The 14915-nt window shown below is 61.5% G+C and carries 10 protein-coding genes and 1 pseudogene; 6 read left to right on the forward strand and 5 right to left on the reverse strand.

The genetic code is table 11. The features are described from left to right. Positions 1 to 172: 172 nt before the first annotated feature. Positions 173 to 1304: pseudogene (locus ACHAA4_RS12280) on the reverse strand (IS3 family transposase). 81 nt (positions 1305 to 1385) lie between these two features. Here ACHAA4_RS12280 and ACHAA4_RS12285 point away from each other — a divergent pair. Further along, positions 1386 to 1916 carry a Gfo/Idh/MocA family oxidoreductase gene (locus tag ACHAA4_RS12285; RefSeq protein ID WP_435774576.1) on the forward strand — a complete coding sequence of 177 codons (531 nt, stop codon included), beginning with the start codon at positions 1386 to 1388 and terminating at the stop codon, positions 1914 to 1916. Between the two features lie 86 nt (positions 1917 to 2002). On the opposite strand, the gene ACHAA4_RS12290 is transcribed toward ACHAA4_RS12285, so the two are convergent. Both ACHAA4_RS12290 and ACHAA4_RS12295 read right to left on the reverse strand, forming a co-directional pair. Continuing rightward, the gene (locus tag ACHAA4_RS12290; protein WP_435774468.1) at positions 2003 to 4024 is read right to left on the reverse strand and encodes a relaxase family protein; all 2022 of its coding nucleotides are present in this window, start codon (positions 4022 to 4024) and stop codon (positions 2003 to 2005) included. Further along, complete coding sequence (locus ACHAA4_RS12295) at positions 4009 to 4626, reverse strand: hypothetical protein (RefSeq protein WP_435774469.1); 618 nt, start codon at positions 4624 to 4626, stop codon at positions 4009 to 4011. The genes ACHAA4_RS12290 and ACHAA4_RS12295 overlap by 16 nt, the downstream gene beginning before the upstream one ends. An 839-nt stretch (positions 4627 to 5465) precedes the next feature. Between ACHAA4_RS12295 and ACHAA4_RS12300 the strand changes: the two genes are divergently transcribed. After that, complete coding sequence (locus ACHAA4_RS12300) at positions 5466 to 6926, forward strand: hypothetical protein (RefSeq protein ID WP_435774470.1); 1461 nt, start codon at positions 5466 to 5468, stop codon at positions 6924 to 6926. 157 nt (positions 6927 to 7083) lie between these two features. Here ACHAA4_RS12300 and ACHAA4_RS12305 read toward each other — a convergent pair whose 3' ends face one another. Then, positions 7084 to 8211 carry a substrate-binding domain-containing protein gene (locus tag ACHAA4_RS12305; protein WP_435774471.1) on the reverse strand — a complete coding sequence of 376 codons (1128 nt, stop codon included), beginning with the start codon at positions 8209 to 8211 and terminating at the stop codon, positions 7084 to 7086. A gap of 225 nt (positions 8212 to 8436) precedes the next feature. Here ACHAA4_RS12305 and ACHAA4_RS12310 point away from each other — a divergent pair, with 225 nt between their 5' ends. The 4 genes from ACHAA4_RS12310 to ACHAA4_RS12325 all read left to right on the forward strand — a co-directional run bounded on the left by ACHAA4_RS12310 (position 8437) and on the right by ACHAA4_RS12325 (position 13536). After that, a complete protein-coding gene (locus tag ACHAA4_RS12310) occupies positions 8437 to 9717 on the forward strand; it encodes an ABC transporter substrate-binding protein (protein ID WP_435774472.1) in 1281 nt (426 codons plus the stop codon). A gap of 206 nt (positions 9718 to 9923) precedes the next feature. After that, positions 9924 to 10739: a hydroxyacid dehydrogenase gene (locus ACHAA4_RS12315; RefSeq protein WP_435774473.1), complete on the forward strand. Its 816-nt coding sequence runs from the start codon at positions 9924 to 9926 to the stop codon at positions 10737 to 10739. 56 nt (positions 10740 to 10795) lie between these two features. Beyond that, positions 10796 to 12736, forward strand: a complete 1941-nt coding sequence (locus tag ACHAA4_RS12320) for a DUF2264 domain-containing protein (protein ID WP_435774474.1) — start codon at positions 10796 to 10798, stop codon at positions 12734 to 12736. Beyond that, positions 12733 to 13536 carry a sugar phosphate isomerase/epimerase family protein gene (locus ACHAA4_RS12325; RefSeq protein WP_435774475.1) on the forward strand — a complete coding sequence of 268 codons (804 nt, stop codon included), beginning with the start codon at positions 12733 to 12735 and terminating at the stop codon, positions 13534 to 13536. The genes ACHAA4_RS12320 and ACHAA4_RS12325 overlap by 4 nt, the downstream gene beginning before the upstream one ends. A gap of 303 nt (positions 13537 to 13839) precedes the next feature. On the opposite strand, the gene ACHAA4_RS12330 is transcribed toward ACHAA4_RS12325, so the two are convergent. Beyond that, positions 13840 to 14874 (reverse strand): LacI family DNA-binding transcriptional regulator, encoded by a 1035-nt coding sequence (locus ACHAA4_RS12330; RefSeq protein WP_435774476.1) that lies wholly within the window; start codon positions 14872 to 14874, stop codon positions 13840 to 13842. Between the last annotated feature and the right edge of the window lie 41 nt (positions 14875 to 14915).

Below are 14915 nucleotides of genomic sequence, written 5' to 3' on the forward strand. Positions count from 1 at the left end.
AGGGTGCGACGGGTGTACCGGATGGTCGGGTTTATTCGGTTTCTTTGGCTTGTCAGCTGACTTCTCCATAAGGACACCTTGCTTCATTCTCATAAGCAGACTCTCTCCTGGTAAAAGAATGCCACATCACACTGACATGGTGATCCCTTGAAGCGTCCCAGGTTCTCTGCAGCTATTGCGGCTCACCCACATTAGCTCCGTAGTAAGCGCGCTCGTGCTTTACCGGGGTCAGGTTTCTCCGCGTCCCGTGAGGCGACGGTTGTTTCACCCAATCGACCTAGCCAGCGGTAGCGAACTCGACGTCTGCCAACTGTCGGTAGGAGTCCTAGTGGAAGACATCGGTGCGGATGCATTTGGTCTTGAACAGCCCGATGATGGACTCCATGAGGCTGTTGTCATAGGCGTCGCCGACGGTGACGATCAAGGGACGGATGCCCTCGATCTGAAGATTTTCGGTGAAACGCATCGAGGTGTACGGAGAACCGGCGTCCGAGAGACTGATCAGCTGACCCCGTTCAACCGGGTGGGCCTCGCGATCACGCTGACAGATCGCCATACGCAGCGGGATATCCACCAGCTCGGTCTCTCTGGTGGTCGCCGCGTTCCAACCGATGATCTGTTGGGCGAAGACATCGACGATGAACGCCACGTAGGACCATCCCGCCCAGGTGCGCACGTAGGTGAAGTCCGCGACCCAGACACGATTCGGCGCATCGGCGGTGAAGTCCCGGTTCAGCAGATCTCCGGCACGGACCCTGTCCTTGGCGGGGATCGTGGCGCGGATGCCCTTGCCTCGGCGCACACCGGCCAGCCTCAGGCTACGCATACCTCGATCCACCGCACCTCGGGAAGCCCCAGGGAGGCTGCGCCGTATCAGGGCGGTCATCTTCCACCGGTCGTAGAGGCCCTCCGGAGCGAGCTTGGTGGTGCCATGACGATCGGTCGTGAAGGCCACCTTCCGATTGTGGCCTTCCACCGATGCATCAGTGATCGTGCGGGAAGCGACGTGTTGGTTCCCCCGCGAAGAAAATTGAGGCCCTGCGCAGGATCTCATTGGTCTCTTTCAGTCGCCGGTTCTCCATGCGCATCTGCTTAAGCTCGGCGTTCTCATCGGTGCTGACACCTTCGCGGTTGCCGTGGTCGATCTGGTGCTGACGCACCCATCGTCGGAGGGTGTCACACCCGACACCGACCTGTGTGGAGATGACCTCCACTGCGGCGGTGGGCGAGGAGTAGTCGGACTGGTGATCGAGCACCAATCGGACGGCGTGCTCCTTCAGAGCGGGATCGATTCGACGAGGCATGGCTACATCCTTTCAGCTTAAAAAGATGCGGCATCAAACCTGGGACGCTTCAGGACGCCTCAATCTGACCGGTCGGGAAAGATTGATGTTCCCGTCAAAGAAGGTGGCGGAGTGCTCTATGACTTCGGCCCGCACCTCATCGACCAGGCCATTCAACTGTTCGGACCGGCGTCCGTTGCCTACTCCGAGGTCATCACACGAGGTGAGAGCGGCGTCGCCCCGGACGATGCGTTCGTGGCTTTGGAACATGAGTCCGGTACCAGGTCGCACCTGTGGATCAATAGTCGCGTTCCTCGGAACGCACCGCGGTTCCACGTTGTCGGATCGAAGGCCGGCTACACAAAATGGGGACTCGACAGCCAGGAGGACTACATCAAGGGTGGCGGTGCAGTGACCGATGCCGACTACGGCCTGGAACCCCCAGAAGGGTGGGGAATGCTCGGCATCGGTACGGTGGAAGAGCGGATTGAACCTGAGCGAGGATGGTATCCGCGCTTCTACGAACTCCTGGCCGACGCCCGACTGCGGGGTGGCCCGATGCCCGTTGATCCGAGAGATGCAACTGAGGTCATGGGCATCATCGAACGTATCCACGGCGACTATCGGTCCTGATCACCACAAGTCCTGTGTGAAGGTGTCCGCCCACGAGTTGTCTGAGTAGGGCTCGTTCGACATCAGGGGATCCGACGACCAAAGCTTCACTCGAGCTGGTTTTCACCCTGGTGTTGGCCTTTCGCCTTGAAACCCTCCATTCTCCGCGCCAGGTTGTCCATCTCTCGCTGCCGAGCGCTCTTCTGTTGCGGTGTATTGGTTTCCGAACGCTCGTCTACATGCTTCTCGGCGTCCTGCGAGGCCCGATCGAGTGCACCTGTATCTTGTACGACCTCGGGAACCTCTGTGGTGGGCACATCAACCTTCTGCTCCGTTCCATGGATACGTGACGGTTCTGGTGCTCGAGCGGATCCAACGGCAGGATCATCGTGGGCAGAAGTAGTGGAGCGCTCCTGTCTCTGCCGAGTTGCGGCTGTGAACGACGCTGCCAGGGGTGTTGGTCGTTCTGCAGGCTCGACGTGTTGCTTCTCTGCCTTGCGGCGTTCCTCTTCTTCCCGGTGTTGGCGTACTGTGCGCTGAGCGGCTTCTTGCGCACGCTCGTCCGGTTGCGCTCTGGTCGTATCTTCGGTCGGCGTCGAGGTCATGTCATCGGGTCTCTTTGTGCCCTGTTCTGTTGAACGAGGCTTAGCAGGTTTGGGTGCCGGCACGGTCGTATCCCGAAGTGCTTCTAGTTCGGCCTCCCACTTGACCTTCCATTTGTGCAGGAGCTGGCGATCCGCAGCGTTTGATGCGTCGAAATTCTCCATCCATGCCAGCCGGGGGACGTCGAGGCCCCTCTCGTCGGCCCAGTCCTCGAGCCACTGGTCGAGGCATTCCTCATAGGCCAGATCCGCGACGACCCGGCGAGCCTCGTCAATCTCCGTCGGAGCCAACACCGGATCGGGCTTCACTGGTAGCTGCTGAGACTCTTGTGGCCGCCTCCGTCGGGGCAGTCCGCTAGCCTTCGCCTCCAATTGGGAGAGCGTGTTCTCGTAGTCGTAGTGGTCACCGAGCCGTTGCCCACGCACGGGTTGCGGCATGTCATCGAGCCGGTAGCTCAGTGTGGGCTTCTTCTTCCCGCGGTGGTTCACCGTGACGCGGAAGTCCTCGCGCATGATCTCGATGAAGTTGTCGAGATCACTCACGCGGGCGTCATCCATGCAGGCTTCGTATGAATCTCTGATGATGTCGTGGTTGCTCTTACTCCCGCTGGAGGCCATGCGTCGATCCATCGCGGAGCGCTTCTCGGCCTGTCTCTCTTCGCGGTTCTTCGGCTGAGGTGCGAAGCCCCATTCTGGATGGTCGCGGGCGAACTCGTCATGCTTGTCTCTGATCCACTCGATGTCTGTGGCCTTGGCCGAGAGCTTCCGACCCGCCTTGAAGGTCTCACCGTCGATCTCCATGTCTTGGGCCTGCACTGCGTTGAGAACGGCGTGGACATGGAATTTCCCGCCTTCGGTGAGCATGGTTCCGTGCTGATCCATCATGCCCTTGGCATCGGCCTGGGCTACAAGTTTCGCCTGGACTGCGCAGCCGCCGTCAGTGGCACGGAACTTCTCCTCGATCTCTGCGCGTACATAGCGGAATGCCCGCTCGGTGTCTGCCGTGTCGCGAGGGTTTACGGAGGAGAGGTCGAAAGAGTAGATCAGATTGATCGCTTCCGAGCCACGGACGTAGCCACCCTCCACCGCAGCATGTGTCGGGTTCGCAGGGTCTTCCAGCCACCGTTTGCCTGCACGCTTGTGCGTTGCCACACCGCGACCGGCAGGTTCGTAGGCGACGCCTTCGCGGCGGACATGCGTCGCTGTTTCGCCGTCCTTAGGTTCTGCCCAGTACTTCCTTCCGCCGGGATAGACCTTGCGGAGGTGAGTCGCTTCTTCACCGGGATCGGGGGGAGTGTATGTTGCGGGAACCTTCCGCATGGCGGTCTCGCCGGTGTGCCCGTGCTTGCGACGCAGGTGGGTGAACTCTTCGACTGCGGTCTCCGCGCGGCAGTTGATGCCGTCGCGATAGAGCACTCGCGGCTGATCGGAATCCTTCTTTTCCTTCTCCGGGTAGCGAAGAGAGCGTGCGGCGACGACGCTGCGGCTGATGGTGATGACCGGCGCCAGACTCACTCCCGAAGCCATGACAGCGCCCTATGAATGGCGGTGTCTCGCCTAGCGAGACCTCCGAGCCTTCTGTCGATCTCATCCAGTCGACGCCGCACTGCATCGATAGCCGTCGCCGGAATCCGGTCATCAGTGCCGCGTCCGATGAGACTCGCGACGCGGGCGATCTGATTCCAATCGAAGCCGACCTTCTGAATCTGTAAGGTCATCTCGCGGTAGCTGGCATCGATCTTGTGCAGTGCATCGCGGAGCTCTTCGAGCAGTTCCCGATCGAGGTCAGGGATCGTCTCTGCGAGCTGGGACCGCTCTTTACCGAGCCTTCGGACCAGTGCCCTCTGAGCAGCTTCGGCAGTGTCGGCAGAGTCCACTGCGTCAGCGACGATCTCAATGACGTCAGAGATACCTCGGCTTGTATTCTCCGAACCGAGCATGGCCACCACGACGTCGAGTTGCTGCTTCGTCTCGGGGGTCACCTTGGCTGCGATGGAGATGGTGCGTCGCTTGCTGTCGTGGTCGTTCTTCGCATTGGACGGATCGTCGGGCAAAGCTGGACTCACAGGGGATGGTCCGTACGAAGCTGTATCGGACATCGGGTGCTCGGTGTTCAATGTTGAATTCATCGTTGCACCCTTAAAATCACTGAACCCTCGGTCGGAATCCGCGAGAAGCTGCAGCTAGGCCGAATCTTCCTTTATTCGATTTTAGACAGGTACCCGGTATTTGGCAAGCAATACGACGGTTTACCTTTGTCGCTCCGCTCGAATGTCGCCGTGGTACCGGTCGCGCTTCGCGCTTCCTTTGCTTGCCGGGCTTCGCCCTGGACCCAGCGGGAGGGCCCGGCCCTCCTTGCAACCTCCCTAGGTGAGGGTGCGGCACTAGCATCAGTAATGAATGCCACGGTCTGACTCGTGCATGGTCATACGAGAACTCGCATCTCAACGCGAGGTGCTCCTTCGACCTGCCGCCGCAACGGCTCCTTGGCGCGAACTGCCCCATTGGATACCGAGAGGGAGGCTCCGGCACCCTGTGAGCCGCGAGCTAGAACCGGGAATCAAGTTCAACTTCGAAGACCTGGCCATCCTGGCACAAATCGTGATCGTCCCGTTCGGGAAATCAACCTGCCAGAGCTTGCATTGGTCAGCCGAAAGAACAGCGGTTCATACTCAGGAGTAAGCTCGCAATTGAGCTGTCTCGCTCGGTTGCGACGCGGGCTGCCGAGACGGAATATTAGATTCGCTCCCAGGCGTGTAGGCGACCGTGGCAAAACCTGCCTTGAGTTCAATGTACGGGTGGTGCCAAGCAAGCGACCCGTCGACTGCCACTCCCAAGGACAGCGACCTGCAGTCTTGAAAACCGAGAGGGCTAGACCGCCTGAGTTCACCTGACAATCACACAGACAAATCCAGGCAAGATTCGATGAATTACGGGTTTTCGCTCAGCGCCCAACGGAGGTAGAGGAATGACGCAGCTGCCAATCCCGGTCCAGGTCGGATCCGAACCACCCGATCACTGGGACGGTATTGAGCGTCGACAACGGCAGGATAGCGGTGGCGCATTATCGTACCTGCGCAAGAAGGAACGTCCTTCAGTCGCCCGGCCAGACATCAACTGGAGGGCGTGGGGGCTCGACCCGCGGTGGATTGGCTTCGAAACTGTGGACTGTGCGGCGGCGTTGCAACCCGGCACATTCTCCGGACAAGGTGCTGATGAGTTCTTTCGTTTTCGGCAGGGTGCGGAACAGCGGGGTGAGACAGCGCTAGTGATTAGCCCGATCGGCGAGATCGAAGGCGAGTTTCGCGGCGGTTACAACGTTTTCGGTTCGTCTGTCAGTTCGGTCTCGATCGGGCGGACCCACACGAGCATCAACGGTCGCATGATCGGCAAGGGCGCACAAGTGCGAATTGCTCCCAACCTCGGCGATGCTGACGGTCAGCTCGCGCTCCGACTGCTGAACTGCAAGGCCGTGGCTAGGTGGCGCAGCCTGTCGCTCACTGGGGCAGTCTCGGAATCTGTTTACGGTCGCGAGGAGCACGATCCGGAAGGAACGCTGCTACCGATCTTGGAGACGGAGCTCGGCGAGCCAGTCGTCGCGGCATGGTTATCGCCGGACGGCGTAGAACGGCGCTACGTCCTTCCGGCCGAGGCCCCCTGGACGATGGTGCTTCCGTGGTTACTGGAACAGGCGTTGCCCGAGTTCGTTCCAGGCGCGCTGAGACGGGCGCGGCGTCTGTTGGACTCTGAAGAAGGCCTTAGTACTCGTAGGGAACGCGAGGTCCGCGCTGAGCTGATCGCGCTAAATGTTGACTACAGGTCGCGCCTCAGCGAGCTGCAGCGCCACCTTGAGGAAGCTCAGAGTGCAGTTGCAGCAACTCGTGAGGGGCTGCTTTATGGGACCGGTGCGCGACTCGTCGACGCCGTGCGGTCCGTGTTTGAGTACGCCGGTATTCAGGTGGTGGACCTCGACGACGAGTTCGGAGACACTAAAAATGCCGATCTGCTTTGCACCTATGGAGCAATGTCCCGGTTGGTAGAAGTGAAGTCGGCGACTGGGAGCGCTTCAGAGCGCGCCTACCAAGATATGCTCCGACACTTACGTGAATGGCCGAGTTTGCCGGGTGCTACCCCGGTGGCCGGCGGCGCACTCGTGATCAGTCATGATCTCCGAAAGGTGCCACTTGAGAGGAATCCGGCCCCGTACTCCAGGCCGGAGTTCCTGTCGGCCCACACTGAGCCGGTGATCTCCGCCCTTGAGCTTTTCTCAGCCTGGCGCGAGGAGGACGTAGGGGCGATTCGTCAGCTGCTGTTCATCTCCGGCACCGCATCGGTAGCTCAAGCGGCGGGAGCAGAAGATACAGGAACCCGAGAAGTTGATACTGCCACAGCCAGCCGCAACCGGCGGCCGTGGTTTAGGCGGCGGTAAGGAGTTAGTACGCCCGCGCGCGGTGAACCGTCTTGAGTGGCGCTTGTCTTTTATCGGGGGAGGGAGGCAGGCGCGCCGAGCGGCGTGGTCGTGCCATTGGCCCAGGCGAGTCCATCCGTTGCCGGCCCGCCCACCCGGGGTGGAACTCTGATCACGTTCAGGTGGAGTCCCGGACGATGAGCGCAGGGAGCAACTCCACCCGGTGAGGCGTCCACAGTGTCCCGCTGCGCCCCGCGCGGATGCGTTGACTTAGCAGCTGGGCGCCGACCCTGCCGACCGCCTCCTTCGGCGGCGATACGGCTGTCAGGGGTGTTCTTCCCAGGCCGGCCACCACGTCGTCGTAGGCGATGATGGCGCAATCTTCTGGCACGCGGATTCCAGCTGCCGTCAGACGCTGTGACAAAACCAACGCGTTCTCGTCGCTGTGGATCAGCGCCGCGGTGATGCGATGTTCTTTCACCAGTTCTGAAAGCCAGCGCGGGTCCTCTAGATCGCATGTGACCTGATGGAAGGCAAGCTCAGACGTGGCATCATCTGAAACCCAGTTCGCGCCGCCCGCGGCGTCCGCAGTGCTCAATGTCGTGACCCAATGGTCGATGCTTGGGTGTTCCGCAGCGATCTCTGCGAATGCAGTATTCACTGTGCGAGCAGTGGGGCTGTCCTGGCGTGCTGCGAGCAGAATGCGTCTGTGGCCGCGGGTGACGAGGTGTTCAACTGCCAGATGTGTCCCATGCCAATGATCGCTCTGCACGGAGTCCACCAGAGGAAGATTGAGGTGCCGATCGGGTCGGCGTTCAAGGAGCACAGTGGGTAGCTTCAGATGCTCCAGCATCGCGCCAGCCGAGTTCTCCTGAGCCTGGGTGCGCCAGCGGGGCGCGAGAAGTACGCCGTCCACCCCCTCACGTTCCACCTCCTCGAGAATGGTCCGCTCAGGGTTTGCCGTGTTCGGTGTCGGGTAAAGCACGACCCGATATCCGGCGTGCTCCAGGAACTTGCGGGCCCCAAGTGTGACCGCTCCGAGGTAGGAATGTCGTTCCGGTGCGATGATCGCGATGGTGCCCTGTGCTGCAGAGTGGTCTGCGGAGGGCTGGCCGCCCCCGTCCGCCCGCGACACCATCCCGTGGCGTCTCTCCACTGAACCGTCGGCCGTCATGGACTCGAGGTCGCGCCGCACAGTCACCATAGAAACGTTCAACAGTGCTGCCAGGTGTGCCACCTTGACCTGGTCATGGTGATCAAGGACGTCCAGGATCCTCTTGCGTCGTTCCCCGACGGATTCCCTCACGGCGACTCCTTATGAACCTTTGATCGTTTCTTGCAAGTTCACTGATCGTATCGCTCGGCGTTCGAGCAAGGGCTCCTGTGCAGTCTGACTTGGTGGGCGGACACAATCCTGTGATCGTTTGATTGAAACTGTCTCAAGACGATCTCTTGACCATCAAGTGATCGAACCGCCATACTGTAGCTGTTATCCAGATCACATCGAGCCGGTTGAGGAAGAGGGTTTGCAATGGAGCAAGGTCGTGTCGCCAAAGGGATTGCAACAGGGTCCATAGTTCTGCTCGCAGCAGCAGGCTGCGGCTCCGGATCCGACGAAGCCTCGGCGGGTGAAGAGATCGAACTGAGTTTTGCCTGGTGGGGTTCGGACCAGCGTGTCGCCAACACGGAGGAAGTCATCGAAGCGTTCGAGGCCGAGAACCCGAACATTTCGATCTCGCCCGAGTACAACGACTTCCGTGGGTACTGGGACCAACTCGCTACTAGGGCTGCCGGTGGCGACTCCCCGGACATCATGCAGATGGATCTCGAGTACTTCCGCGAATACGCCGAGCTCGGTGCCCTGCTGGAGCTGACCGAGGTTGAAACGGATCAGATTGACGATTCGCTGTTGGATCAGGGATATACCGAGGGTGCCCAATATGGGATTCCAACTGGGTTCGCCTCGGTCTCCGTGATCGCGAACAACGACGTCTTTGAGGAGGCCGGAGTCGAGATGCCCGACGACACCACCTGGACCTGGGATGACTTCGAAGAGATCGCTGCAGAGATCCAGGGGAGTTCGGACGATACATATGGTGCCACGACTCCCTTCGAACCGTTCGCAGGCGTGCAGGCGTGGATGCGACAGCAGGGAAAGGAGCTCACCACCGCCGATGGAGAGCTCGGTGTCGAGGCCCAAGACCTGGTGGAGTACTTCGAACACATCCAACAGCTCAATGATGCCAACGCGCTGCCGCCAGCCCCGGTCATCGAAGAGGACCGAGCAGCAGGTGCGGACCAATCGCTCATCGCTCGGGGTGAGTTGGGAATGATCTTCGGCTTCTCCAATCTCTACCCCGCTCTGATCGAGGAATCGGGTCAGGAGCTGAGTCTGTGGCGTCTGCCCAGTCCCACGGGCAATGCTGAGGACAACGGCATGTGGCACCGGGCGTCCATGTTTCTCTCAGCAGGCTCGAACACCGAGCACCCTGAGGAGGTCCAAGAGTTCATCGACTTCTTCGTCAACAGTGAAGCATCAGGGCTGGCGAATCTGACGGATCGTGGGTTGCCCGCCAATACGCAGGTACGTGAAACCGTGATCGGCGAGCTGGACGGCCCCGAGGTCGTTGCCGCTGAATTCCTCAATGAGATCGAAGACGAGCTTTCGGACGCCTCTCCAGTTCCGCCACTGGGCTACGGCACGGTCTCTGACACCATGCATCGGTACCAGTCGGAGGTGCTCTTCGACCGGATGACTCCAGAAGAAGCCGGAGAAGCCGCATACTCAGAGATCGAGTCCAACCTCGGATGACACAGCTTCCCGGACGACGCCGCCCCAAAGTCCTGATGGCCATGAGTCCAGTGGCCGCCGACAGGGTCATAGGTGCCGAGGGCCTCGCTGCGATAAATCGTACCTGTGAGATGCCGCAGATGCTTCCACTCACAGAGTTTCGATCTCACGGAGCGAGAGAGCTCCTGTCAGATGTTGAAATCCTCATCACAGGTTGGGGGTGTCCGGTGATCGATGACGAAACGCTTGCTTCGGCTCCACGCCTGCGTGCCATCATTCACACGGCGGGCTCTATCCGAACACACGTCAGTGAAGCCTGCTTCGGGCGCGATATCGCGGTGGTGTCCGCCGCAGCCGCCAACGCCCGTCCTGTCGTGGAATACACGCTGGCCATGATGCTCCTCGAGGGCAAGCGTGTGTTGCCCAGGACGGCAGAATACCGTCGCGACCGACGGATACCGTCGCTGAGGGAGACGGACCCCTCACTGGGCAACTACCGTCGCACGGTGGGCATCCTCTCAGCCTCGATGATCGGCCGAGGAGTCATGCGTCTATTGCGTCATCATGATTTCCAGGTCCTGCTCTGTGACCCCTACGTCCAGGAAAGCACGGCGAGTGACTATGGGGCAGACCTGGTAAGCATCGAGGAACTGTTCGAGCGCAGTGACATCGTGAGTCTCCACACCCCATTGCTGCCGTCGACGCGAGGGCTGGTGACCCGTAGCCTCTTGGAATCGATGGCTCCAGGGACGGTGCTGATCAATACGGCGCGGGGTGCACTGGTAGACCAGTCGGCGTTGACGGATGCCGTGTCAGCCGGTCGGATTCGGGCAGTCTTGGATGTCACGCACCCGGAGCAGCTTCCCGCCGATGACCCATTATGGGACTGTGAGAACGTCCTGATGACCCCACACCTCGCCGGCTCGCAGGGCAACGAGCTCGCGCGCCTCCGTGAGTTGGCCCTCGATGAGCTGTCCAGATGGACGGTCGGCAAGCCTCTGCGGCATCGGGTTCCGCACGACGCATTGGAGATGAGTGCATGAGTGGACAGAGTGCTGCCACTGGATCCGACCAATCGAAGAACCCTGCGTTCCCACCGATGATTGGTCAGCATCGGCTTCCCCCGCTGGATTTCGGTCTCAGCCCCGAGACCGGCTTCACCCGGGCGCACTGGGAATCGGTTGCCGATGCGATGGTGGCGAGCGCCTGGGAGTGGTCGTCCCCCCGAGGGGCCCGCATCGACCTGCCCGGTCGGGCCTCAGCCAGCGGCGTCCGCTCAGATGGCCTCGAAGGGTTTGCCCGCACGTTCCTGGCAGCCGCCTTCCGGGTCGCCGGGGCACACGGGGAGGACCCGCATGACTGGATGGGAAGGTACGCCCGGGGACTTGTCGCGGGGACCCGAACCCCTGGAGTCGAGGACGCTGAGTCCTGGCCCTGGATCCGTGACTATGACGTGTTCGGACAGCCGATGGTCGAATCCGCCTCCATCGCGCTCGGGCTGCGCCTGACCCGTCCGTGGCTCTGGGACCGCCTGTCTCTCGAGGAACAGGATGGCGTGATCGTCTGGCTCCGCGGAGCGCTCGTCTCGGTGCCGGCACCGAACAACTGGTATCTCTTCCCCTTCACCGTGGCCGGGTTCCTGGAATCCGTCGGATGCGGGGATGGACTGACATCTCGGGTTCAGGAACGTGCGCGACGTCTGTTGGACGACTGGTACGTAGGACAGGGATGGTACGCCGACGGCGACGGCGGGTCCTTCGATCATTACAACGGCTGGGCGCTGCACCTCTACCCGGTTCTGGACGAGTTCATGGCAGCACGCGAGCGGCATCACGATCGGCACGTCGCTCCAAGCCGGTGGTCGGCGAGGCTTCGTGAGCACCTCTCCGGGTTCTCCCATCTCTTCGCCTCTGACGGAGCGCCGGTGTATTTCGGGCGGTCGATGACGTATCGGTTCGCGACCAGCGCGGCCGTGGGACTTGGCGCTGCGACCGGGGCCACACCCCTGCCGCCTGGTGCATCTCGCCGCATCCTGAGCGGGAACCTGAGATATTTCTTGGACCGCGGCGCATTCGACGGTCGGGGGCTCCTGGGCATGGGGTGGCACCGCGAGCACGCTGCCACGCTCCAGTCCTATTCAGGCCCGGCGTCGCCGTACTGGGCGTCGAAGGCGTTTGTCGCGCTGCTCGCGCCGGCAGATCATCCGCTGTGGTCGCAGATTGAGGAGCCGGCGCCGGTCGAGATCTCGGATCACGTCGTCGCCCTCGAAGCGCCGGGCCTGCTAGTGCAGTCAACTCGCGATGACGGCATCGTCCGGCTGCATAATCACGGAAGCGACCATCTCAGAGAGGTCAACGGAGAAGCGGGCTCTGTGACTGACCCGCTCTATTCACGATGCGCATACTCAAGCCATTCCGGTCCGACCTCAGGGAGAAACCAGCCCGACAACGCGTTGACAGTCGACTGGCGCGGCGTCCGGGGCGAACGGACGAGAATCCGCGCTTTGGGCGCCGGAACCGAGGACGGGCTTGGCTGGGCCGCATCCTGGCATCGACCGATCTTCCCTGGCCGTGCAGCGAGCTGTCCGGGCCTCAAAGTCACCAGCGTCGTGGTGGTCCATGGAACCGCTGAAGTCCGTATCCACGTGATAGAAGGTGCCCCAGAAGGGGCCTCGGTGCAGTCTTCGGGCTGGGCGACACCTGTGGAGAACGACGCCGGTGTGACCTCGACCCTCCTGCCCCTGGTGGGTTGGACGGACACGGGAGATGTGAGAGCTCCAGAAGGAACTGCCTTCGGGACCTCAGCGCGAGTCCCTCGGCTCGAAGCGCCCTTGGTCTCGGATCAGCGCCAGGTCTTCGTCTCACTGGCCTCGTTGGCCGGAGCTGACGTCAGTGCGGAGACCACGGAGCTGCGCGCCAGGGTGGAGGAGCTCAGCGTCGACGGGAAACAGGTCAGCTTCCGCTGGAGGGGTCAGGAGACGATCGTGACAGTGGGACTCGACCCGGTCAGGGTGACTGCTCACCGAGGAGGTGCACTGTGACCTGGAGGTTCACGTTCAGCACTCTCGGGTGCCCTGGTGCGACGACCGCAGAGGTTATCGAACTGGCCCACGCCAACGCCTGCGAGGGTGTGGAAGTCAGAGTCCATAAGGACGAGTTTCTCCGCCTGGACCTCGGAGCGTCCAGAACGCGTGAGGTGGGAGAGAGGTTCACCGACGCCGGACTCCAGATTTCTGCGCTCGCCGGATACGCCCGAGTCTGCGCTCCGGCGAAGGACCGTGACGTGATCGAGGAGATGCGCACTCTGATCATGCTCGCTGAGCAGACCTCGGCCCAGGCCGTGCGCGTATTCCCTGGCGGAGACGCAGACTCGACGTCTTCCGAACATCAGCAGCGGGCGCTTCGAAGGATCTCCGCGGTCCTGCCGTCGGCGCGGGAAGCCGGGGTGCAGCTTCTGGTGGAGACTCACGACTCACACCCGACTGGGCGATCGGCGCTTGGACTCGTCGAGGCGCTCGATGACCCACAGCACGCGGCCGTGCTCTGGGATGGTCTGCACCCCTGGCGCCACGGGGAATCTGCTGTCGAGACTCGACGCATCCTGGGTCAGCACTGCGCCTACTTCCAGGTCAAGGACGCCCTGCCACAAGAGGAGAAATGGATCCCGGTTATACCAGGCGAGGGTCACGTGCCACTACAGGAGCAGGGCAGGTCGCTGCAGGACTTCACTGGATGGGTCTCTCTGGAATGGGAGCGTGCCTGGCATCCGCAGATCGAGGCTCTTGAGGAGGCTCTACCCGCTGCTGGTCAGTGGTTCCATCGCTGGCGCCCGGCTGACTGATTCACACTCTCCGGGATCCGGCCACGTGTGGATGCTCCCGTGGCCGCTGGAGTATATCTCCAGCATGGGACTGTCCTGTTCGCTTTCTCGAGAGTCAGGAAGTCGACCTACCCGACCGCAGAACATCCCCCCACCCCCCCCGAGGTCTCAGACGAAAGTTATCAGTTTGCGAAACTCGTTCGCGCAATCCAGTCGTCACGTCCCCGGTGAGATGTCGGTGGGGTCACTCCTGTTCGGGCCTCTCGTGGTCCGCCCTTCGGTCGCAAGACGTCATTGGGTGTGTAGATCTGACCGAATCTCCCGTCAGTGGGACCCGACAGTGGACTCTCTGACGACCAGATGAGGTTGTACCAAGTGGAGGTGTTCCTCGGGGGTGTCGCCCTTGATTGCCGCTGAGAGTAACCTGCCGGCCAGGGTTCCGATTGCCTTGAACCCCAGATCAATGCTGGTCAGGGGCGTTTGACCACCTTCGGCTATGGCTTTCCAATTGTCGAAGCTGGCAATTGCCACATCACCGGGAACGCGCAGGCCGGACTCCTGCACGGTGTCCGCGATCCCTCGGGATATCTGATCGCTGCCCCCGATGATGGCGTCGACTTCAACGCCGCTCTCGAGCAACGACTTGGTTGCCGCCCTGCCCCATGCCTCGCTCCAGGATCCAAATCGCGGGGGGCACACCAGTTCAAGACCTTCCTTGGCCAGTGCATCAGAGATCCCCCGAGCGCGGTCTTGTGCGGCGGTGTAGGTGGGGTCCCCCGTGATGTGCGCGATCCTCTGCCTTCCCAACGTTCGAAGGTGCTCTGTCACCACAGCACCTGCACGATAGTTGTCGGCAACGACTGAGATATCACCGGAGTCCGCCGAGGGCGCGTAGGCGTAGACGACAGGCACCGTGACCTGATCGCTGATCGTGGCTCGGTGATCCGGCCGGGAGCCGACGACGATCAATCCGTCCACATTTCTACTCACAAGGGCTTTCAGGTGGTGTTGTTCCCGAATCGCGTCGCCTCGGGCATCGCACAGCAGCACTGACATCTTGCCGGCACCGAAGGCATCCTCGGCTCCCATGAGAATGGGGAGGCTGAAGCGACCCTCGAGATCATCAGTGAGCAGTCCGACAGTCCCGCTGTGTCCAGAGAGTATTGCCTGGGCGAGAGCATTTGGAGTAAACCCGAGACGGTCGGCAGCCTCCAGGACGCGCTGGCTGGTCGCCGCATTGACTTCAGCAGTTCGTCCATTCATCGCTTTGGAAGCCGTGCTGAGGGACACCTCAGCCACAGCAGCCACGTCACGCAGCGTCACCTTCTTTCGAAGGTTTTCTCTCCTAGCTTTCGGCATGGTTCCTCATCCCAGCATGTTACCCCGACGCTTCCCTGTGT

The organism is Nesterenkonia maliinae (assembly GCF_051262655.1).
Taxonomy (GTDB): Bacteria; Actinomycetota; Actinomycetes; order Actinomycetales; family Micrococcaceae; genus Nesterenkonia.